Origin of the sequence: Cystobacter fuscus (genome assembly GCF_002305875.1) — a bacterium.
Taxonomy (GTDB): Bacteria; Myxococcota; Myxococcia; order Myxococcales; family Myxococcaceae; genus Cystobacter; species Cystobacter fuscus_A.
The window spans coordinates 11,019,263-11,040,809 of sequence record NZ_CP022098.1 but is presented as its reverse complement, the minus strand read 5'-3'; the positions used below and the strand labels follow the sequence as shown (position 1 = coordinate 11,040,809).

The following is a 21,547-nucleotide window of genomic DNA, read 5'->3' as shown; positions in this document are numbered from 1 at the left end:
CAGCAAGTGTCATCCTTTTTCGACGGAGGTGTTGTCCGGTGGACTAGGGAACCCGGGTGATGCGGTTTGTCTCTGGCGCGGAAAGTGGAGATTGTGCCTTGAGCCAGGACTCCAAGGCTTGCAGGTCCGTGGGTCCCCCCTGGCGCTCGGTGCCCTGGGTGAAGACGCGGAAGTTGTCTCCGCCCCCCGCCAGGAAGCTGACCACCGTGACGCGGAAGTGACCCGCCGGGTCGATGGGGACGCCGTGGAGCCGGAGGCTGGCCGGGTCCACCTTCTGGCCCACGGGTGCCGAGTCCTTCCATGTATAGGAGAAGCCGTGCGAGGGGTGGAGGATGCGCACGTTGTCGCCCACCCATTGCTCCTCGAGCAGCTGTCGCAGTTGCTCGCCGGTGAGCGTGAGCGTCACCAGGGAGTTGCCGAAGGGTTGCACGGTGAAGGCCTCGCCATAGGTGACGTCGCCCGAGGCGAACTCACCGCGGATGCCTCCCGGGTTGATGAACGCCACCTGCGCGCCCGCTTCCCGTGTCGCCGCGAGCTCCGCGTCCGCGAGCAGGTTGCCCAGCGGGGACTCTCCCGAGGGCCATTGCCGCGCATCCGGTCCGCGCAGCGTCTGCGCCACGTGCCCGATCACGCGCTCGCGCAGGGGCGCGCTCAGTCGCTCATAGCGCTCCACCAGTGCCCCCACCTCGGGGTCTTGCGCTCCCTCGTGGGTGACGATGACGTTGTGCGCGCGGCTGTCCACCACGTCGCCGCTCGCCGCGTCCAGCACCAGCTCCAGGTGGGTGATGAGCCGTCCGTAGGACGACGCGCTGGTGACGCGCTTGCCGTCGAGCACGCAGTTGTAGGCCTGGTGGGTGTGGGCGCTGAGGACGGCGTCCACCTCGGGATCCAACCGGTGGACGATGTCCACGATGGGGCCGGAGAGTCCCTCGCAGCCGTCGTAGGAGGCGCCGGGGCCCTTCTGCACGCCCCCTTCGTGCACCAGCACGACGATGGCCCGCACGCCCTGCTTCTTCAGCTCGGGCACGAGCGCGTTGACCGTGTCCGCCTCGTCGAGGAAGCGCAGCCCCTGGATGCCGGCGGCGTCGACGATCTCCGGCGTGCCCTGGAGCGTCATGCCGATGAAGGCCACCTTCACGCCCTCGAACTCCCGCAGCGCGTAGGCGGGAAAGAGCGTGGCGCCCTTCGCGTCGACCACGTTGGCCGCGAGGAACTCGAAGCGCGCGCCCGCGAAGGGCTCCCGGCCCTGGCAACCCTCCACCGGGTGACAGCCTCCGTTGCGCATGCGCAGCAGCTCGGCGGTGCCCTCGTCGAACTCGTGATTGCCCACGCCGTGCAGCGCGAGCCCCATGAGGTTCATCGCCTCGATGGTGGGCTCGTCGTGGAACAGGGCGGAGAGCAGCGGGCTGGCGCCGATGAGATCTCCCGCGGACACCATCACGGGGGGGGCCGCCGAGGGCTCCGCGCGCAAGCGGGACAGGTGCGCGGCGAGCCACGCCGCGCCTCCGGCCTCCACCCGCTCCGGTTTGCCCTCCACGAGCCGGCCGGTGCGCACCTCCCCCGCCGAGCCCGTGGGCGGCGCGAGGTTTCCATGAAAGTCATTGATGGCGAGGATGCGCGCGAGCACGGTCTTCCCCGGGGCGGTGCTCCCCGCGCGCGTGGCGGAGGGCTGTCCTCCAGGCGGGTGGGCACAAGCGCAGAGGAGCGAGGCGAGCAGGGCCGCGCATGGAGCGAGGGGGCGAGGGCGTGAACGGGGGAGCATGTGGCGCATGAGTCTGGCTTCTCGTGCGGACCCGGAGTGGGTGCGCACGTCTCCTGTTCCGCCGTTGTAGACTGGAGCCCGGGGAGGACAAAGCCATGCGAATCCGTTCGTCCACAGGTCGCGGCTTGCTCGCCGTGGGACTGCTGCTCTTGTTCTACGTGGGCATGAGCGGGCTCGCGTTGGGGCTGCTCTCCCTGCCCTATGTGCTGCAAGTGGGCCCTCGCCTGCACACGCTGCTCACCGTGCTGTGCGTGGCGGCCGGGGGCGCGATCCTCTGGAGCCTGGTGCCGCGGCTCGAGCGCTTCGAGCCTCCGGGGCTGCTGCTCACCGAGGCCGAGCACCCGCGGCTGTTCGCGATGATTCGCGACGTGGCCCGGCGCATGGACGCGCGCATGCCCGAGGATCTCTACCTCATCGCCGACGTCAACGCCCACGTGTCACAGGTGGGCGGGGTGTTGGGGCTCGGTGGCCGGCGCGTGATGTGTCTGGGCATGGGGCTGTTCGCGGTGGACAACGTGTCGCAGTTGCGCGCGGCGGTGGCGCACGAGCTCGGCCACTTCCAGGGCGGGGACACGCGGCTGATGGGGCTGCTGTGCGCCACGCGCCAGGCGATGGCGCGCTCCCTGGAGCTGTTCGGGCGGGACGAGCACGCGCTCTTGCGCTGGCCCCTCGCCTGGATGTGCGGGACGTTCCTGCGCCTCACCCAGGCGCTCAGCCGGGAGCAGGAGCTGGTGGCGGATGGCTGGAGCGTGCGCATCGCCGGCAAACAGGCGCATGTGTCGGGGCTGCGCTGGGAGGCGCTGCACGCGGCGGGCTACCGCCGCTTCCTCGAGCAGGAGGTGTGGCCCCTGGCCGACCGGGGCGTGGTGCCCGACAACCTCTTCGAGGGCTACCGGCGCTACCTCGCGAGCGCCGCCTGGCGCGAGGGCCTGGGGGAGTTGACGGCCGCGGCATCCGAGCGCGTCCCGTGCCCGTATGACTCGCACCCGAGCCTGGACGAGCGCGTCGCCTTCGCCGAGCGGTTCGAACTGCCGGAGGTGCCCGTGGACGAGACGCCCGCGTCCTCGCTCCTGTCGAACGTGGAGGCCCTGGAGCGCTGCTTCACCCAGCGGCTGTGGCCGCACGCGGTGGAGCTCATGTCGTGGACGGAGGCGGGGGCGCGCTGGAGCATGTTGTGGAACGAGACGGCGAGCCGGGTGCAGGTCCGGGTGCCGGACTTCTGTCTGGCGCGGGTGGTGGCCCTGCTCCAGGACGCCGCCGCGTGGGGGCCCTTCGCCGAGGCCATCCAGCCGCGGCTGGTGGGCTACCGGGCACCGGACCGTGACGAGCGGGTGCTCGAGGTGGTGAGCCACGCGGCGAGCGCGTATCTGGCGAGCATCCTCGCCCAGCACGGCATGGTGTGGAGGACCTCGCCCGGAGAGCCCCTGCGGCTGGAGCGCGAGGGCGAGCCGGTGGACCCCACGGACCTGGTGGAGGGCGTGTTGGAGGGACGGCTCGGCGTCGAGGTGGTGGAGGGCTTGTTCGCGCGGCTCGCGGTGGCCCGGGACGCGGCGTGGAGCGTTCGGGAGGAGGAGCGCGAGGAGGCCCTGGCGCCCCTGGCGCCCGTGAAGGTGGAGAGCGCGGGGGACGCGGTGACGGTGTGCGCTCCCTTCTCGCGCCTGGGCCTGCCGCATTGTTGCGCCGTCTGTGGGGGCGACATCTGCCGCCACGTGGAGACGCGCTTCCACGTGGGCGGGGTGCTGAGCGACGACGGTGACATCACCATCGAGGTGCCCGTCTGCCAGACGCACGCGCTCCAGCCGCACAAGGCCTTCAAGGTCCGCCGCTACGAGCAGGCCTCGGATCTCATCACGCTCGAGGTGCCCTCGCTCGAGTACGCGCGGCTCATCCAGCGCAGCAACGCCTGAAGCGGGCGGGCGGACGGGCGCTCGTTCCGCCCGTCTCGTTCCCGGCGCGGGGGGGAATGCGCAGCTTGGTTTCTCGAGGAGGGGTACATGCCAGAGAAGCCGTCGACCACGCCGGGGGCCCCGGTAAAGGAGCCGGAGCCCAGGAAGGCCCCACGTGAGGAGCCCGTGCAGCCTCCGCCGGAGATCGAACCGCCCAAGCCCCGGACGCCGGAGATCGAACCGCCCCGGCGCGAGCCGCCCGTGACCGAGCCGGGCCGCACGCCCGAGCCGGAGATCAAACCGCCCGGCATTCACGAGCCGCCGGATCCGAACAAGCAGCCCCCGGGCGTTCCGGGCATCATCGCGTAGCCGTCACTCGCCGCCGCCGCCCTTGGCGTACAGGGCTTCAATCACCTGGGCGTAGTTCTGGCTGACGACGTGGCGCCGCACCTTGAGGGTGGGCGTCAGCTCGTTGCGCTCCAGGGTGAAGTCGTGGGGGAGGATGACGAACTTGCGGATGGACTCCGCGCGCGACACCGAGCGGTTGGCGGCTTCGATGGCGGCCTCCACCTCGGCGCGCAGCGTGGGGTCCTCCGCGAGCGCCTCCACCGTCTGGCCCTCCTTGCCGTTCTTCTTCGCCCACTGCTTGAAGGCGCCGGCGTCGAGCGTGACGAGCGCGGCGACGAAGGGCTTGCCCTCGCCCACCACCATGGCCTGACTGACGAGCGGATTCTCCCGGATGCGATCCTCCAGGGGGCCGGGCGCCACGTTCTTGCCCGCCGCGGTGACGAGGATCTCCTTCTTGCGGCCGGTGATGCGCAGGAAGCCCTGGGCATCCAGGCTCCCGAGGTCTCCCGTCTGCAACCACCCGTCCGCGCTGACGGTGCGCCGTGTGGCCTCCTCGTTCTGGAAGTAGCCCCGGAACACCTGCGGACCCTTGACGACGATCTCCCCGTCCTCGGCGATGCGCACGGTGGTGCCGGGCACGGCCTGCCCCACGGTGCCGGGCCGGGCGGCCTGGGGCGCGTTGAGCGTGAGCACGGGGCTCGTCTCGGTCATGCCGTAGCCCTCGAGCACCTGCACGCCCACGCCGCGATAGAAGTGGTTCAACCGCTCGGGCAGCGGTCCGCCTCCCGACACGATGAAGCGCAGCTGGCCGCCGAGAATGCCCCGGAGGGTGCGGTACACGAGCCGGTCGAACACGCCGTGCTGGAGCCGGAGGAGGAGCGAGGCCCCGCCGCCGACGCTCTCGCGCGAGTAGCGCACCGCCGCGTCCGTGGCCAGGTCGAACACGCGCACCTTGCCGGACTGCTCGGCCTTCTGCCGCGCCGTCTGGAACACCTTCTCCAGCACGCGGGGCACCGTGCCGAACCACGTGGGCTTCACCAGCGCCAGCTCCTCCACGAGCTTGTTGGGGCTGCTGGCGAAGGCCACCGGCAGGCCCTTCTCCACGGAGGCGAGGAACAAGATCTTCGCCAGCGCGTGCGCCAGGGGCAGGAACAAGAGCGTGCGATCCTGCTCGGTGATGACGTCCCGGGCATGCTCCATCACCTGCAGGACGTTGGCGCGCAGGTTGCCGTGCGTCAGCTCGCAGCCCCGGGGCCGCCCGGTCGTGCCCGAGGTGTAGATGAGGGTGGCCAGGTGCTCCGCGCGCAACCCCGACAGCCGCTCCTCCAGCCGTGCCTCCTCCACGCCCTCTCCCTGCTGCCGGAGCTGCTCGAGCGCTCCCTTGTCGAGCACGAAGGTGTGACGGCAGTCCGGCAGCCGCTCCGCGCACGCGCGCTGGTGGGCGTGCAGGGCGTCCGTCTCGAAGAAGGCCGCCACCGCTCCGCTGTCGTGGAGGATCCACTCCACCTGCTCCGCGGAGGACGTCTCGTAGATGGGCACCGTGGTGGCGCCGGTGGCGAGGATGGCGTAGTCGATCAGCGGCCACTCCACGCGTGTCTTCGACATCAACGCGACGCGTTGGCCCGGCTCCACGCCCAGGGCGATGAGCCCCCGGGCCAGCCCGCGCACCGTGCGCACGGCCTCCGCGGCGGTGATGGGCTCGAACCGATCACCCACCCGGCGCGAGAACAACACCCGGTCCGGACGCAGGCGGGCGTGCTCCAGCAGCGGCTGGAGCAGGTGGGCCTCGGGCGCGAGCGCAACCTGCCCCTTACCCACGAATTCCTTGATTTGCTCGTTGTTGCTCATGGGCGGCGGAACCTACTACGCTCCGCGTCAAACCGGGACCGGGAACGAGGTGCCGCCTGGGCCGCGAGCCCCGTTTGGGATTCGAGCAGGACACGGGCGGGATGAGCGCGAGTCATCGCGGCGCCAAGGACTTTAGGGTGGGGTGATGCGGGGACTCGCGTTAGCTTCAGCGCGTGGACAGGGAACTCATCATCCTCGTCGTCGGCGCGGTGCTGTGCCTCGGCGTGCTCTATTGGATGCTGGCGGGCAACGAGGCCGGCCAGCTGCGCAGCCAGTACTTCCTCAGCGTGCGCCTGCCTCGGGACGAGGCGGAGAAGTCGCTCGCGCGGCATCTGGCGGGCCTCCAGGAGCGCCATCCCGGCAAGTCCGAGGCCTGGTATCTGCGTCAGGTGCTCGCGGATCTGCGGCGCGATCGCCGCTGAGCCTTCACGGCGGCCCCCTGGGGGGCCGAGGGCTCAGCGGGTGCCCGTCGCGCAGCGGGTCATCATCGTCTGCAACTCCTGACGGGTGCGCGCCAGCTCCTCGCGCCGCAGATCCGCGCGCAGCGCGTTGGACAGCGAGCGGGCCAGGGTCTTCACCGCGCTCAGCTCGTCGGAGGACCAGCGGCGCTCCTTCTGGCAGTCGTCCAGGCGCAGCACCCCCCACCAGCGGCCATTCACGGTGCCCACGTTGATGGGGCACAGCAGCACCGATTGCACGCCCTGGGCCTCCAGGTTCACCAGCAGCGGCCCCTGGATGTTGCGCACCAGCTCCCAGACGGGCTGGCCGCGCGAGAGGATCTCCACCCAACCGGCCATCTGATCGCGCAGCGGGAAGGTCTGCATCAGCGGGGTGATGGATCCCGCGGCCCACGCGTGGCGCAGGGGCGAGAGGCGCTTGCCCGGCATCGTCGCGGTGCTGTTCTCGTACACCAGCGCCCGATCCACCCCGAGCGCGCGGCCCACCTGCTCGATGGCCGATTCCACCGCCGGACCCGAGAAGCCCTGATCCACCAGCAACTTCGCTGCCTCGGTCACCTTGGCGAACGCTTCGATCGACATCGCTGTCCCCACTCCAGCTGAAAGACGCCGGGCGCTCGCCTCCAACCGTTTGGAGTGTCACCCCGACGAACCGCACACCCATTGAACAACCAAATCACCCGGTTTGTCAATGATACCGTGAAATTCAAGCCAGTCGGGAATCTGTTCACGCTCGGAGGAACGCAAAGAGACGGAGGGTGCTGACCTCATGTCGTTCCTGCTCGCACATCTACCCATCGGGAGAGAGGCGGGGTGGGCTTCCCGGTTGGGGAGGCGTTCATAGCTTCACCCGGCCATGGAACTGGACATCTCATCATCTGCCGCGGCCTCCACTGCGGCGCGCTGGGAAGCGCCCGACACGGGCAACGATCTGCACGAGATGAAGGGGCCGGTGGTGTTGCCCCCGGGGTTCGAGGCCTTCTGCCATGCGCTCTATCAGTCCACGCGCCTGCGGCTGGAGCCGGGGCACGGCGTGGAGCTGGTGAAGAATGGCGTCATCTTCGATCAGATCTGCGAGACCATCCGCCAGGCGACCGAGTCGGTGCACATCCTCGTCTTCATCTGGCGGCCGAGTGAGCCGTCGGATCGGATCGTCGAGGCGCTGTGCGAGCGGGCGCGGGCGGGGGTGGCGTGCCGGGTCATCGTGGATCCGGTGGGCAGCGAGGAGGTGAACGGCGAGCACGACTTCAATCCGCGGGTGGAGCAGCGCCTGCGCGAGGGGGGCGTCGAGGTGCACTATTTCCGGCCGCTGTCGGGCCGGTGGCTGGGCCGGCTCTTCGGGCGCACCCACCACAAGCTCGTCATCGTGGACGGGAAGGTGGGGTTCACGGGGGGCTTTGGCATCTGGAAGTCCTGGCAGGGAGATGGCAAATGTCCCGAGGAGTGGCGCGACACCAACGTGCGGGTGGAGGGGCCCACGGTGCGCGAGATGCAGCTGGCCTTCGCGCGCGCGTGGCAGGAGTGCGGCGGGGCGCTGCTGCCGGAGAGCTGCTTTCCGAGAATCCCTCGGGGAGGGAACGCGCACGCGACGTTCGTGGAGAGCGCGGGCGTGTCTGGCATTTCCGACGCCGAGCGCATGCTGCGCATGGTCTTCGCCGCCGCGCGCGAGCGGCTGTGGATCTCCAATGCCTATTTCACGCCGCCCAATGCCATCCTCGAGCAGCTCCTGGAGAAGCGCAAACAGGGGGTGGACGTGCGCGTGCTCGCGGCGGGGCCGGTGCATGACTGGCGCATCGTCCGCGCCTCGCAGCGCGCCACCTACGAGAAGCTGCTCGAGGGAGGCATCCGCATCTGGGAGTACCAGCCCTCCATGCTGCACTCCAAGACGGTGCTCGCGGACGACTGGTTGAGCGTGGTGGGCTCGACGAACATGGATGCCCTGTCGCTGCACCGCATGCGCGAGGGCTCGCTCGTGGTGGCGGACCGGCGGCTGGCGTCCCACCTGGAAGAAGCCTGGGCGCAGGACATGAAGTGCGCGGAGGAAATCACCCTCCAGCGCCGGGGCCGCACCAACCCGTGGCGGCGCTTCGCGCGGCGGGTGACACAATTGCTCGCGGCGGACCGCTGACGGCTCACCGGTGGGTGCTCACCCCCACCTGCTGGCACATGGACAGGATGGGGCAGGTGGAGCACCGGGGTCGGACCCCGGTGCACACGTGTTTGCCGAAGGGAACGAGCAGCCGGTTGAGCTCCACCCAGTGGGCCCGGGGCAGCTTCGCCTCCAGCGCGGCGAGGGTCTGCTCGGGCGTGCGCGTGTGCACGTAGCCCCAGCGGTTGGTGACCCGGTGCACGTGCACGTCCACGCTGATGTACGTCTGGCCCCCGGCGATGCCCAACGCCAGGTGCGCGCACTTGGGTCCCACGCCCTTGAAGGACTGGAGGACCTCCACGTCCGCCGGCAGCGCTCCTCCGAACTCCTCCACCGCGCGCACCGCGATATCGTGGATCGTCCGGGCCTTGGGCTCGGGGAACGTCACCGGACGGATGAGGGCCTGGAGACGCTCGGTTCCCAGCCGCCGCATCGCCTCGGGCGTGCGGGCCGTGGACAGCAGGCGCAGCGCGACGGGCAGGGACACCTCGTCATGCGTGCGGATGGACAGGATGCAGGCCACGAGCTGCTCGAAGAGGCTCGTGTGGCCGCGCTCGGCCAGCTCGAACATGGCGGCGGCCGCGTGGCCCTGGATGGCCTCGCGCACCCGCTCCAGCACGGACTCGAGGTCGAAGGGTTGCTTGTGCGTGCCCGGTGAGGAGCCAAGGCCCGGTTGTTCCATGCGCCACCTTCCCTTTCCCCGGGGAAGATGGTGACGCCAGACGTCGAGTGGAAGAGGCGACCCGGGCGGTCGTGCGGCTCACCCGCGCAGGTCGAGCGCGTACCAGCGATCGCACCCGAAGTGCCCCGTGGCCCCCATGGGCCCGGGCAGGGGTTGGAAGCCCAGGCGCTGGTAGAGCTTCTGGGCCTGGTTCATGCCCGAGAGGGTCTCCAGGTAGCACGTCTGGTAGCCCGCTTGCCGGGCGAAGGCCAGGCACTGGCGCAGCAACTGCTCGCCCACGCCGCGTCCCCGGACCTGGGGGCGGAAGTACATCTTGCGCAGCTCACAGACGCCGGGCACGTCTCCATCCAGGGGGGCGATTCCTCCGCCGCCCATCACCCGATCCGCCTCGTCCACCACCACCCAATAGGCTCGCCCCGGCACCGCGTAGGCCGCGCTCAGGCCGTCGACTTCCGGGTCGTGGAGGGCGAAGCCCGGACCGTCGGCGCCGAACTCGGGCATGACCTCGCGGATGACCGAGGCCATCTGGGTGTCGTCGCGGGGCTCGATGGGACGTGTTCTCCACGGTGTGCTCATGGTGCCGTTACCGTTCCACGACCTTTGTTCAGAGGCCAGCGTTCCCGAGCCGCCCGAGTGTTCCCTGGCCGCCTGCTCGCGGAAGGAGGGCGCGGCGTGGCCCATCGCGTCAGCGCGGCGAGGTGGATTTCCCGGGCAGCGCGCCCCTATACACCCGGCGGGGAAGTCCAACGCGGAGACATCGCACATGGCCAACAAGGTCAAGGCAGTCCTCATCGGGGGGACCGGCTACGGGGGATCCGAGATCCTCCGCCGGCTCCTCTTCCACCCGCATGTGGAGGTGGTGCGCATCACCTCGGTGGACAACGTCGGCAAGAAGGTGGGCGACGTCCACTTCAACCTCGCCGGGCTCACCGAGCTCACCTTCCAGGAGATGCCCGCCGCCCAGGCCGTGGCGGGCGTGGACGTGGCCTTCCTGGCCATGCCCCACAAGACCACCGCGAAGGTGGTGCTCGACATCATCGACTCGGGCGTGCGCATCGTGGACCTGTCGGGCGACTTCCGTCTGCGCGACGCGGCCTCCTACGCGAAGTACTACGGCGTGGAGCACCCGGCGCCCCAGATGCTCACCGACGGCGCCTTCACCTACGGCCTGCCGGAGCTCAACCGCGAGGCCATCCGCAAGGCGCGCTACATCGCGAGCCCCGGGTGCTTCGCCACCACCATCGCGCTCGGGCTGATGCCGCTGGCGCGCGCGGGCCTGCTCTCCGGCCCCATCCACACGGTGGCGGCCACGGGCTCGTCGGGCAGTGGCGCCAACCCGCAGATCACCACCCACCATCCGCTGCGCGCGTCGAACCTGCGCACCTACAAGCCGCTGGAGCACCAGCACGTCCCGGAGATCCTCCAGACCTTGCGCATCGCGGGGGCCCAGCCGGAGACGTCGCTGGAGTTCGTGCCGGTGTCGGCGCCGCTGCCGCGCGGCATCTTCGCCACGTCCTTCGCCGAGGTGCCCGCCTCCACCACCCAGGAGCAGCTCACCGCGGCGTGGAAGAGCGCCTACGGGAGCGAGCCCTTCATCCGCGTCATCGGCGGGGGCCGTCAGCCCGAGGTCATCGGCGTGGCGGGCAGCAACTACGTGGAGGTGGGCTTCACGCTGGGCCCGGTGACGGGCGCCACGCGCCGTGTGGTGTGCTTCTCCGCGCTGGACAACCTGGTGAAGGGTGGGGCGGGCCAGTCCATCCAGAGCTTCAACATCATGATGGGCTTCGACGAGCGCCTCACGCTCGCCGAGCCGGGGCTGTGGCCGTGAGCGGACTGAAGGACTTTCGTGGGCGGTGGTTCGTGGTGAAGATTGGCGGCGAGCTGGCGCAGGATCGGCCGAGGCTCGCCGCGAGCGTGGGGGCCGCGGTGCGGGCCTTCCTCGACGCGGGCATCCGCGTGGCCGTCATCCACGGTGGCGGGCCGCAGGCCACCGAGCTGCAGAAGAAGCTCGGGTTGCAGCCGAGGATGGTGGCCGGGCGGCGCTACACGGACGAGGCCACGCTCGAGGTGATGAAGATGTCGCTGGCGGGTCAGGTGTCCGTGGACGTGGCCAGTGCCTTCCGGCTCGCCGGGGTGCCGGCGCTGTGCACCACGGGCATGTCGGCCGGGCTCATCACCGCCGAGCGCCGGCCGCCCAAGGTGATGAGCGGCGCGGGTCCCGAGCCGGTGGACCTGGGGCTCGTGGGAGACGTGATGAGTGTGGACGTGGACGCCTTCCGGCGCCTGTCCGACGCGGGCTTTGTTCCGGTGCTCGGCTCGCTCGGGGGTGATGCCCGAGGGCAGCCCTTCAACATCAACGCGGACACGGTGGCCACCCGCGTGGCCGCGAAGCTCGGGGCGGCCAAGCTCTTCCTGGTGTCCAACGTGCCCGGGGTGCTCGCCAACAAGGATGACCCATCCACCCGGCTGCCCACGCTCACGCCGGCCGAGGCGCGCGAGAAGATCGCCTCCGGCGTCATCCAGGGCGGCATGATTCCCAAGGTGGAGGAGAGCCTGGAGATGCTCGAGGAGGGCATCGAGGCCATCCACATCGTGGGCATCTCGCCCGCGGAGGCGCTCCTGCACGAGGCCGAGCGGCCCGGAAGCCAGGGGACGGCCTTCCTGCGCGGTTGAGGGAAGGTGCGCGCCCGTGCTCCTCGTGGAGATACGAGGGGGCACGGGCGTACGGTTCTGGGCTGGTCGCGGATGCTCCTAATGGGCACCGAGTTGCCGATCCCACTGATACAAACTCCGCAGGACTTCCGCCGGGCGCACCCCCGATAGGCGCTCGAATGTCGCGTCGTCCATCGCAATGAGGTGCTCGCGCCAGGCGGTGGGATTGGTCACGACTTCTGGATGGGTGAGTTTCCTTCCATCCGCGAACGAGAAGATGTGGGGCAACTGGCGGAGGATGGCTTCCACGCAATCTTCTTTCGTGGCTCGGGCCATGCGTTCCGAGGCCACCTCGATACGCGAATGGGTGGAACTTGCTCCCTCGGGGCACCATGCATCCGTGGCCCACCCACAGGCGGAGGTGAGCAGTTCCTCCAGGGTCAAGAAGGTGTTCAGCCTCTGGTGGATGTATCTTCCATGTTGGAGTGAATCCCAGAAGCCAAGTACGGCTTGAAGCCGTCGCGCTGTGCGTGCCGCGCTCTCCGGTGCGTTTCCAGAAAGGGCGAAGTGAAGAGCGCCCCAGGCTGTCTGGCGAAAAGCCTCTTCGTAGATGTCTCCGAGATGGCGGTCACTTGTTGCGTCGCACAAGCTCATGACCACTTCTGAGGCCATATACAGCCGCCAGGCTGGGTGCTCATCATGGATGTCGGCGACGTTATGCGTGAAGACCAGGTCGTTGGGAGCGACCGCCTTCATTTCCATGGGCGCAGGGAAGGTGCCGTCGACCTGATATTGTTTCGCGCAGCGGCGCCCCTCCGCCTTCGCCGCGTTTTCGATCGCGGTGATTGGGCCATGAAGGAAGGCAGGGAGTTGGAGCGCGGTCATTCGAGTCGTTTCCATGGCGCGACTGCTTGCTGATTACATGCCCGATGCTCTGGGCAGTTGTACCTGGGGCTTGGTGGGCGCTGGCTTTGAGATCATGGGGAGAACCTTTCCTCCTGGCTCGGTGGCGCGGTGCTCTCCGGGCCTCGCAGCGGAGATGAAGAGCATCGCGACTTCGCCCACGATATCGATGGCGACGCCGATGGCCCCGCTGAGAGTGGTCAGTTGTTCACGCCGCTCGACCATGCCCTCGACTGCTTGGGCCACCCATCCGCCGTACTGCTTCAACTCTTGTTCGGAAATCTCCACCCATTGGTCCGCCTGGTATGCGGCTACATTCGAACTGAAGTGAGTCTGACTGCGAGTCCAATGATATTGAGTGACTCCGGGGGGAGTTGTGCACCACTCCAGGTGCCAGATGTGCTGTCCTTGAGCAAATTGGATCAAGACCTCGCCTTCGAACCCCTTGCCGGCGGAGAATTTGTCGGAGAACGCCGCTGTGCGATTCAATGCGGATAGATAGGCTTGGACTTCACGAATGCCGTCTCGGAGACCTTCCTCGCCGGAAGGTTTGATTTCGAAGACCTCTTGGGTGGTGATGTCGGTGATATCCGGACGCATGTCGCGTTCATGCTCGAGGAGCATCGACCAGTTTCCGATATTCTGCTCCCTGAGGATACGTTTGATGGTGTCTTTGTTGTAGTAGACTTTGTTGGCTGGAAATCTCGTGCCGTAGATGTATGCGATGAGCCGGTGCGACGCGTTACCGAAGAATAGTTCCCAGGGGACCTGGGAGTCTGGCCTTCGTCCAGGAACCTTGAAACCAGGGAGGGTGCTGGAGGTGAGTTCTTCACAGAGCGAAGGACGGCGCTTCGTGGGCGTGTGAGCCGGGGGGCTCGGGGGCTCCGAGGTCGCGGCGGAGGCAACGCCCGCCGGACCTGTCGCGAGCATGATTCCCAGCAAGCAGAGAACCCCCTTGCACCTCGCGATGCCGCGGCGAACAGCGCCAGGCTCGGAGGGAGGGGGCGGGTTGGTCGAGGCACCCGAATGCTCAAAGCGATGTTCTGGACCCGCGCTCACTTCAGGAAGCCTACATACCCGAAATCAGGTGGCCCTGGGGACAGGGGGTTGCCTTCCCGCGCGGCGAGGGAGCGTCCATGCGTCCGGAGTGATGGGTGAGGTAGGCTGCTCGCCCAGCCCGTCTCGCCGCATGATGCGGTGCCGCCCGGGCGCCCGTTTTTCGAGGACGTCCCACCATGTACTGTCCGTCTTGTCGGCAAGAGCGCCTGGGTGGCCAGCTCTGCGCGGCATGCGGCAAGCCGATGACCGCACGCTCCCGCGAAGCGCTGGAGCAAGAGCTTGCCCACATCCGTTTCCTCCTCGGTGAGCTGCCTCACTGGGACACCTCCTCGGTGCCCAAGGGGACTCGCAACTACCTCACCCAGCGCTACGAGCGTCAGATCCGCATCCTCGACCTCGTGCTCGCGGAGACTGCTCCGGTCGCCGTGCCCGCTTCTGTCGAAGGGGCCCCTGTCGAGACCGCTGCTCCGGTCGTGGTGCCCGCATCCATCGAGGCTCCCCAGCAGGTAGCACTCTCCGCCGAGGCCCTCGTTCCGCCCGTCGCTCAACCTCCGCCTTCCTCGAGCGTCACCGAGGCGCTCCAGGAGAACCCGCTCCTCGCCGCGGTGCAGGCCTCTCCAGAGGAGGCGCCGCCCGCGCCGGAGACGTTCTTCTCCAAGCCCGAGGAGGAGGAAGAGGAAGAGGAAGAAGAGGAGGTGGCTCCCCTTCCTCCCGTGGTCACCGAGCCCCTCTTCGACGCTCCCGTTCGCCGCTCCCCCACCGCGCGCCTGGTGGAAGAGGTCTCCACCTGGGACACCGTCTGGCGGCCCTTCCTCTACGAGAGCATCGGTTGGTTCATCGGCGCCTTCCTCATCGTCGCCGGCTCGCTCTACCTCGCCTTCGATAGCTGGGCCGGGCTCACCTCCGTCTCGCGCTCCCTCGTCGTCTTCGGCATGACCGCGGGCTACTCCGCCGCCTTCTCCATCTGTGGCGCGTTGCTCGCCCGCCGGGAGGCACTGGCCAGTGCTGGCCGCATCCTCGGCCTCATCGGCGCCGCGGTCGGTCCTCTCGCGGGTCTCGCCCTGGGGCCGCTCGACAGCCTCAGCCTCGACGGCATTCCGCTCTACCTCCTGCTTCCCCTGCTCCTGGGCTGGTCCGTGGCGTCCGCCATGCTCGTGCGCAAGCCCGCCGAGTCCTTCGATGTGCCCTCGCGTCCCCTCCTCCAGGGGGCGCTCGTTGGCACCACGTGGATGATGGGACTCGCGCCGCTCGCCGCGCGGCTGGGCACCTCCGCCGTCTGGTTCGATCTGCTGCCCTGCGTCCTCTTCGCCCTCCTCGCGCGCCAGCCCCTCCCCGCGCCCCGCACGAGCCGGGCCCTCGCCTTCACGCTGGCGGCGCCTTCCTACCTGCTGCTGCTCTACGCGGTGCGCCTGCACGTGGCGCTCGTCGCCAGCGGCACTCCCCCCGCCCTGGGCAGCTACGCGCCCTTCCTCGCCGTCCTCCTCGCCACCTGTCCGCGCTTCCGCCCGTTGCCGCCCGAGGAGGCCGCGGATTCGCTCTCCGTGGGCGTTGCCTCCCTCCAGGTGGGCTGCCTCGTGCTCGCGGCCACGGGCCCGGCTCCGGCCTTCTTCCTCACCGCGGCCCTCTCCACCTGGACGGTGCTCGAGCTGTCCCGGGGTTCGCTGCTCCGCGTGCGCTGGCTCTACCCCACCTACGCCGGCGCCTACCTCGTCTACACCTCCGTGGACCAGGTGCTGCCCGGCGCCCTCCGCGCCCACCTCGAGTGGCCCTGGTCCCTGCGCACCGTCACGGCCCTGCCCTTCGTGCTCGCGGGCACCCTGCTCGCGGGCTGGTTGTCGTCCCGTGCCGCGCGGACCTCCTCGGAGCGGGACGCGGCGAGCGCCGAGGTGCTGCTGCGCTCCACCGCCATCGCCAGCCCCCTCCTGGTGCTCCTGGGGTGCATGTCCCTGGAGTTCCGCCTCGCCTTCTGGAGCACGCTGGCGCTGATGGTGTTGTGCGTGGCCGCGGGTGAACGCCTCGAGCGCCTGTACCTGTCCATCGTCGGCGCCGCGCTCAGTGTCTTCCTGTCGGGCTTCGCGCTGGGTCTGTGGGGCGCCTCCGGGGCCTCCATGGTGTGCGGTGGGGGAGCGCTCGTGTTCGCGGCCCTGCCGCTCGTCTGCGCGCCGCGCGCCCGGCACGTCTTCAACGCCGCGGCCGGCTGGCTCGCGCTATCGGGCTTCGTGGCCGCGCTCCAGGCGGGGGCGCACGGGGGGGCGGTGGTGGGCCTGGCGCTCAGCGGCGCCGCGATGCTCCTGGTGGCGTGGAACCTCGCCAATCCCTACCTGTTCGCCGTCGCGGCCTTCGCCGCCGCGGCCGTGGTGCCCAAGCTCGCCAGTCTGGTGGGAAGCGAGTGGGTGCCCCTGGCGCTCGCCGTGTCGGCGCTGGGTCTCGCCTTCCTGGGCGAGCGCGGGGGCCGGGCGCGGTTGCTCGGCGCTTCGGGGGTCGCCCATGCCATTCTGGCGTTCGGCTGGGGCCTGGCACTGGGCGTGCCCTGGTTCGGCGTCATCCTCCTCCTGTCGGCCGCCGCGGTGGGGGTGGCCTCGCGGGTGCTGCCCTGGGTGCGTCCGCTCGCGGTGCTCCTCGCGGGCTGCGCGCTCCTGCCCCGGGTGGGGCCATTCGACGCATGGCCCTGGATGACGCCGACCCTGTCGCTGTGCCTCTTCGTTCCCTGGTCGTTGGGTGCCTCGGTGATCGCCGCGCGCCAGGGCCGGGGCGCGAGCACCGTGCCGAGCACCGTCCTCGCGGGCCTGCTGTCCATCGTCTTCCCGGTGCTCGCCGCCATGTCGCGGGGGGGCCCATGGACCGGTGTGGACGTGGTGCTCGTGGCGCTCTCGGCCCTGTTCACCGCGCGCTCGCTGCACCCGTCCTTCGCCCTCGCCATGGCGTCGTTGTGGCCGCTGCTCTACGTGATGGCCTCCTTCCGTGCTCCCGTCGCGCTGGGCCTGGCGGTGCTGCTCAGCGCCCTGGGCCTCTTGGAGTCGCACCGCGCGGCCTTCCGGTACCTGGCGGGAGGGCGGCGCTTCGCGCTCATGGCGAGCCTGTGCGCCATGCCCTTCCTGGTCCTCGCGTGCGTGGCCTGCCATGGCGCGGTGGTCCCCTTCGTGCTCGCGGGCACGGCGCTGCTTCCGCTCGTCTGGACACGCGCCAACCGCGAGCCCCTCTTCGCGGCGCTCGCGCCGGTGTTCGTCCTCCTGTTCGCCCTCGTCTCGCGCGAGCTCCTGGCCTGGACGGCCGCGCTGCCGGTGGTCGCGCTCGGGGTGGTGCGCGCCGCGGAGCACCTGCCCGGCGCCCGTTGGCTCCTGCTCGGAAGCATGGAGGAGGCGCGGGTGCGGCGGCTCTCCCTCGGCATGCAGGTGGCGCTGACGGCGGTGACGGTGGCGGTGCTGTTCGCGTGGGGGGCACCGCCCGCCGTGTTCGCCACCCTCGTGGCCTCGCTCGTGCTGCTGCCCGGGCCGAGGCCCTCGGTGCGCGTGGGGTTGGGCGTGGGCCTGCTGCTGGGCTGTGTTCCGTTGCACCCGGTGGGAATCGTCCTGCTGCTCGCGCTGGGCCTGCTCACGCACCATGCGCCGGTGAAGCTGGGGGCCTTCCTCCGCGCTCCCCCGGACGAGGTGTTGCGGCCCTTGTCGGTGGTGGGGGCGCTCGTGCTCGCGGTGGGGACGCTGCTGCTCGGCGCGCCCACGCCGGGGGCCATTCTCGTGCTGGCGGGCGTCCTGGGCGTGGGGGCCTTCCTCCTGTCGCGAGGATGGATGCTCACCCTGTCCGTGCTCGTGCTCGCGTGCGCCTCGTTGGGCGGGACGCCCGAGCACCCCGTGGCGCGCTGGCATCCCGGAGCGGCGCTGGCCTTCACCGGGGTGGCGTTGGGCGCGGCGATCCTCTCGGCCCTGTGCCAGGTGGGCCGCGTGCAGCGCGCCCTCATGCGCGGAGCCGCGTTCCTGTTGCCGGGGCTGGGCTCCACCTGGAGTGAGCCCCTATGGACCGCGGGCGCCTTCACCCTGACGGTGCCCCTGCTGCGGCACCTGCTGGAGGAGGGCCCCGGCGGGTTGCCTCTGGGCGGGGCGCTGCTCGCGGGCCTCACCGCGCTGGTGTTGATGGTGACGCGCGAGCGGGTGATGGCCAACGTGGCCGTCGCGCTCCTGGCCGGAGTGCTCGTCGCGGCGATGCCGCCGCCCTGGTCGCCCGCGGTGTTGAGTGGCACGGGGCTCGTGCTGTGCATGGTGGGCACGTGGCTGGACGAGCGCGAACTGGACGTGGGGGCGGCGCTGCACCACGCGGGGTGGGTGCTGTCGCTGCTGGCGGTGTTCGGCCTGAGGGACTTGCGGCATCCGGGGACGGCGGCGTGCTTCGTGGCGGGCCTGGGCTCGGCGTGGGCGGTGGTGTACCGGCGCCGGGAGCGGGAGGTGGTGGGCTGGGTCGCCACGCTGGTGGCCGTGCACGCGCTGATGGCGCACGTGGGCGCGGTGCTGTCCACGGGACGCGGTCCGGTGCTCATCCTCCCGGTCTTCGGGGCGCTCAGCGCGCTGCTGGCCACGGTGGCGCTCCAGGTGGCGGGCGAGCGGGTGCGCCGCCGGGTGGGACATGGCTTCGCGATGGTGGCCCTGGTGGAAGTGCTCGGCTCGCTGGTGCTGGTGCCGGGCTCCATGGGCGCGCTGCGCGAGTCGCTCCTGGCCTGTGGCGGGCTGACGGTGCTCTTCTTCGCCCTGGTGCGCCGCGCGGTGCGCGAGGAGGACGAGGGCTCCGCGTTCCTGGCGCAGGGGGCCCTGTCGCTCGGTTACCTGTCGGTGCGGCTGCATGCGCTGGCCTCGGAGCTGGGGGGGACGGACAGCCTCGTGGCGCTGGGGGGCGGCGTCGTCTTCTCCGGCCTCTATGTCTTCGCCCAGCGCGAGGGGGCGGGGCTGCCCGCCTTCCGCCGGCCGGCGCTGTGGGGCGCCTTCCTCTTCCCCCTGGCGGGTCTGCTCACCGCGCCGTGGCACCAGCCCCTGTACGTGGCCGCCCTGCTGGTGGGATACGCGGCCCACTTCGCCGCGCTGGCCGCGCACCCCTCGCAGCGCGGGGTGGGCTCGCTCGTCTCGGCGGCGGCCTTCAACGCGGCGCTGCTGCTGGTGTGGTTGGGCACGGGGGCGGGCGAGCCGCAGTACTACGCCATCCCCGTGGGGCTCTCCCTGCTGGTGTTGCTGTGGGTCTTCCGGGACGTGCTCGAGCCGGACACCCGGGCGAAGCTGCGGGCGTTCGCCATCACCTTCGTCTACGTGGCGGGGGCCTGGAAGCCGCTCATGTTCCAGGACAGCCGGGCCATGCTGCTGTGTGTCCTGCTGTGCGTGGTGGGGGTGGGGGTAGGGGTGGCGCTGCGCATCCGCTCCTATGTCTACCTGGGTAGCGCCTTCCTGGTGACGTGTGTGGTCGCCAACCTGGCGCGTTCGGGCATGCGCGACCACCGGATGGGCGCCGCCTTCCTGTCCCTGCTCGGCGTGGGGGTGGTGGGATTCATGGTGCTCTTCACCGCCAAGCGCGCCGAACTGCTGGAGCGGTATGCTCGGGTGCGCGCGTTGATGGACACCTGGGAGGGGTGACGCGCGCCGGGCTCCGGTCTTCCCATGGCCGGGCCCGGCGAACCTGGAGGAAGTTCACATGCCGAAGACGCTCGTCTTTTATGTGCAGGATGGATTCGCGGATTGGGAGGCGGCCTACATCCTCCCCCTGCTGCGGGAGAGGGGGGTGGGAGTCCGCGTGGTGTCCGAGAACGGGGCGTCCGTGACCAGCGCGGGAGGGTTGGGCGTCGTGGCCCAGACGCGCCTGCGCAATGTGTTCCCGGCGGACATCGATGGGTTGATCCTCCCGGGAGGCGACTTCTGGATGGACGACACCACCAACCAGCCCGTGCTCGCGTTCGCCCAGGACCTTCTCGCGCAGGGCAAGATGGTCGCGGCGATCTGCTCGGCCACCGTGGCGCTCGCCAAGCAGGGGCTGCTCGATCAGCGCCGGCATACCAGCAACGACCTCAGGGTCTTGAAGCAGGAGGCTCCCGGCTACCGGGGAGAAGCGCTGTACGTCCAGAGTCTGGCCGTGACGGATGGCAACCTCATCACCGCCTCCGCCATCGGCGCCCTCGAGTTCGCCCGGGAGGTCGCCAACTACCTGAAGCTGGGCAGCGAGGGCTACCGCAAGCAGTGGTACGAGCTGTTCAAGCACGGGGTGGCACCTCCCGCGGACTTCTGGACGCAGTCCTGAGCCTGGGGAATGTCCGGCCACGAACCGGGTTGGGTTCGCCTTTCGTCACCCGGAGCCCTGGGGACGGGAGGTCTCGACGAGATGGAGAGCCTGGAGTCGCGTGTGGAACAGTTGGAGCGCCGCTACCACCGCTCACGCCTCGTGAGCTTCGTGGCGCTCGGCTTCGGAGCGCTCGGGCTGGGGGTGGCCGCGTGGCGCCCGGTGGAGCCCGAGGGCGGGGAGCTGGTGGCCTCGCGGCTGACCCTGCGCGACTCGAGGGGCCTCACCCGGATGACCCTCTCGGCGCAGGAGGGGGGCGAGGGGGGGCTGGTGATGCATGACGCGGAGGGCCGGCCCCGGGCGCTGCTGGGCGTGGACAGTGGCGGCTCGCCCCGGCTGCGCTTCGCCACCGCCGAAGGAGTCATGCTCGCGGAGCTCACCGTGTACGCGAACGAGGCGCCGCGGCTGGCGCTCCGGCAACTGGGGGGGACCGAGTTCTTCTCGGTGTCCCTCTTGCCGGATGGCTCTTCCCGCCTGGAGCTCGCGGATGGGAATGGGCGTCCGCGGGCGATTCTCGGCGCCGACGCGCAGGGGGCGCCCGGGTTGTTTCTCGTGGACAACAAGGGGGGCTCTCGCGCGTCGCTGCGGGTGTCTCCCGGGGACGAGCCGAGCCTCGTGCTCGAGGGGCTCGCGGGGACGCTCTTCCGTGCCCCCGCCCCGGTGCAGTAGCGGAAGAGAAAGTGCGTGCCGACGAGAGGCGCGCGGGTAAGGTCGCCGCCCCCATGCGTCGCCTGCTTCTCGCCCCCCTGTGTCTTCTCGTCGCGTGTGCCGGTTCCGGGCCCGCGCGTCGGCCAGACTCCTCCCCGCCCCGGGTGGCGTTCGGGAGCGTCTTCGAGGTTCCGGTCCCCCTGGCCACGCCCGTGCCGGAAGCCCCGTCCGGGCAGGAGGCCTCCCCGGCGCCCGTCGCCCCGGAGCCTGCCCGGACCGTGTCCTCCGATACCGCGCGGGCCCAGGCGCTCGCGGCGGCCATCGTCGAGCGCGCGGTGCAACTGGTGGGCATCCCCCGCCTGGGCCGGGTGGCGCGGGGAGTTCCGGATGACTGCTCGGGCCTGGTGCGGCTCGCCTACCTGAAGGCGGGCATCGACCTGGTCAGCGAGGGCTTCCTGTCGGGTGAGAACGCCGTCACCGCCATCTACCGTCGTGCGCGGGCGCGGGGGGCGCTCCACGAAACCCTTCCCCAGCCCGGGGACCTGGTCTTCTTCCGCGAGACGTATGACCGCAACCGGGATGGCCGGCGCAACGATGGGCTGACCCACGTCGCCGTGGTGGAGCGCGTGGAGCCCGACGGCACGCTCACCTTCATCCACCGGGGCCGCAAGGGCATCGCCCGCTCGCACATGAACCTCGCCTTCCCGCGCACCCACCGAGGGGGACAGGGGGGCTCCATCCTCAATGACATCCTGCGGCCCGCGTCCCGAGGCCAGCGGGCGTGGCTGTCGGGAGAGCTCTTCGTGGGCTTCGCCTCGCCAGCGGCGCTCTGAGCCCGCCGTCCCCTCC

At 70.3% G+C, this 21,547-nt stretch carries 17 protein-coding genes; 10 read left to right on the top strand and 7 right to left on the bottom strand.

Translation table 11 applies throughout. The features are described from left to right. Positions 1–43: 43 nt before the first annotated feature. Entirely contained in the window at positions 44–1,771 is a 1,728-nt protein-coding gene (locus CYFUS_RS44730; protein WP_095990790.1) for a bifunctional metallophosphatase/5'-nucleotidase, read from the bottom strand. An 86-nt stretch (positions 1,772–1,857) separates the two neighbouring features. Here CYFUS_RS44730 and CYFUS_RS44725 point away from each other — a divergent pair, with 86 nt between their 5' ends. After that, the gene (locus CYFUS_RS44725; protein WP_095990789.1) at positions 1,858–3,669 is read left to right on the top strand and encodes a M48 family metalloprotease; all 1,812 of its coding nucleotides are present in this window, start codon (positions 1,858–1,860) and stop codon (positions 3,667–3,669) included. A gap of 87 nt (positions 3,670–3,756) precedes the next feature. Next, positions 3,757–4,017 carry a hypothetical protein gene (locus tag CYFUS_RS44720; RefSeq protein ID WP_095990788.1) on the top strand — a complete coding sequence of 87 codons (261 nt, stop codon included), beginning with the start codon at positions 3,757–3,759 and terminating at the stop codon, positions 4,015–4,017. Between the two features lie 3 nt (positions 4,018–4,020). On the opposite strand, the gene CYFUS_RS44715 is transcribed toward CYFUS_RS44720, so the two are convergent. Beyond that, on the bottom strand, positions 4,021–5,844 hold the full coding sequence (locus CYFUS_RS44715) for an AMP-dependent synthetase/ligase (RefSeq protein WP_095990787.1): 1,824 nt from the start codon (positions 5,842–5,844) through the stop codon (positions 4,021–4,023). A 173-nt stretch (positions 5,845–6,017) separates the two neighbouring features. On the opposite strand from CYFUS_RS44715, the gene CYFUS_RS44710 reads away from it, so the two are divergent. Next, entirely contained in the window at positions 6,018–6,266 is a 249-nt protein-coding gene (locus tag CYFUS_RS44710) for a hypothetical protein (protein WP_095990786.1), read from the top strand. 33 nt (positions 6,267–6,299) lie between these two features. Here the strand turns inward: CYFUS_RS44710 and CYFUS_RS44705 are convergent, their stop codons facing one another. Beyond that, on the bottom strand, positions 6,300–6,884 hold the full coding sequence (locus CYFUS_RS44705) for a GAF domain-containing protein (RefSeq protein ID WP_095990785.1): 585 nt from the start codon (positions 6,882–6,884) through the stop codon (positions 6,300–6,302). A 274-nt stretch (positions 6,885–7,158) separates the two neighbouring features. Here CYFUS_RS44705 and CYFUS_RS44700 point away from each other — a divergent pair, with 274 nt between their 5' ends. After that, positions 7,159–8,430 (top strand): phospholipase D-like domain-containing protein, encoded by a 1,272-nt coding sequence (locus CYFUS_RS44700; RefSeq protein WP_095990784.1) that lies wholly within the window; start codon positions 7,159–7,161, stop codon positions 8,428–8,430. A 4-nt stretch (positions 8,431–8,434) separates the two neighbouring features. Here the strand turns inward: CYFUS_RS44700 and CYFUS_RS44695 are convergent, their stop codons facing one another. Together CYFUS_RS44695 and CYFUS_RS44690 are read right to left on the bottom strand one after the other, a co-directional pair. Next, a complete protein-coding gene (locus CYFUS_RS44695; protein ID WP_095990783.1) occupies positions 8,435–9,133 on the bottom strand; it encodes an endonuclease III domain-containing protein in 699 nt (232 codons plus the stop codon). A gap of 78 nt (positions 9,134–9,211) precedes the next feature. Beyond that, positions 9,212–9,709: a GNAT family N-acetyltransferase gene (locus tag CYFUS_RS44690; RefSeq protein ID WP_095992596.1), complete on the bottom strand. Its 498-nt coding sequence runs from the start codon at positions 9,707–9,709 to the stop codon at positions 9,212–9,214. A 187-nt stretch (positions 9,710–9,896) separates the two neighbouring features. On the opposite strand from CYFUS_RS44690, the gene argC reads away from it, so the two are divergent. Together argC and argB are read left to right on the top strand one after the other, a co-directional pair. Beyond that, the gene (argC, locus tag CYFUS_RS44685) at positions 9,897–10,961 is read left to right on the top strand and encodes an N-acetyl-gamma-glutamyl-phosphate reductase (RefSeq protein ID WP_095990782.1); all 1,065 of its coding nucleotides are present in this window, start codon (positions 9,897–9,899) and stop codon (positions 10,959–10,961) included. Next, positions 10,958–11,806 (top strand): acetylglutamate kinase, encoded by an 849-nt coding sequence (gene argB, locus CYFUS_RS44680; RefSeq protein WP_095992595.1) that lies wholly within the window; start codon positions 10,958–10,960, stop codon positions 11,804–11,806. Before argC ends, argB begins: the two co-directional genes overlap by 4 nt. A gap of 78 nt (positions 11,807–11,884) precedes the next feature. Here argB and CYFUS_RS44675 read toward each other — a convergent pair whose 3' ends face one another. Together CYFUS_RS44675 and CYFUS_RS44670 are read right to left on the bottom strand one after the other, a co-directional pair. Then, on the bottom strand, positions 11,885–12,670 hold the full coding sequence (locus CYFUS_RS44675; protein ID WP_232537170.1) for a hypothetical protein: 786 nt from the start codon (positions 12,668–12,670) through the stop codon (positions 11,885–11,887). Positions 12,671–12,703: 33 nt separating this feature from the next. Then, the gene (locus CYFUS_RS44670; RefSeq protein ID WP_095990781.1) at positions 12,704–13,312 is read right to left on the bottom strand and encodes a hypothetical protein; all 609 of its coding nucleotides are present in this window, start codon (positions 13,310–13,312) and stop codon (positions 12,704–12,706) included. A 677-nt stretch (positions 13,313–13,989) separates the two neighbouring features. Here CYFUS_RS44670 and CYFUS_RS44665 point away from each other — a divergent pair. The 4 genes from CYFUS_RS44665 to CYFUS_RS44650 all read left to right on the top strand — a co-directional run bounded on the left by CYFUS_RS44665 (position 13,990) and on the right by CYFUS_RS44650 (position 21,531). Continuing rightward, positions 13,990–19,353, top strand: coding sequence for a hypothetical protein (locus CYFUS_RS44665; RefSeq protein ID WP_232537169.1), 5,364 nt, complete (start codon positions 13,990–13,992; stop codon positions 19,351–19,353). A 58-nt stretch (positions 19,354–19,411) separates the two neighbouring features. After that, a complete protein-coding gene (locus CYFUS_RS44660) occupies positions 19,412–20,011 on the top strand; it encodes a DJ-1/PfpI family protein (RefSeq protein ID WP_095990779.1) in 600 nt (199 codons plus the stop codon). A gap of 81 nt (positions 20,012–20,092) precedes the next feature. Continuing rightward, positions 20,093–20,719 carry a hypothetical protein gene (locus CYFUS_RS44655; protein WP_095990778.1) on the top strand — a complete coding sequence of 209 codons (627 nt, stop codon included), beginning with the start codon at positions 20,093–20,095 and terminating at the stop codon, positions 20,717–20,719. A 53-nt stretch (positions 20,720–20,772) separates the two neighbouring features. Further along, entirely contained in the window at positions 20,773–21,531 is a 759-nt protein-coding gene (locus CYFUS_RS44650) for a CHAP domain-containing protein (protein WP_095990777.1), read from the top strand. Positions 21,532–21,547: the final 16 nt, after the last annotated feature.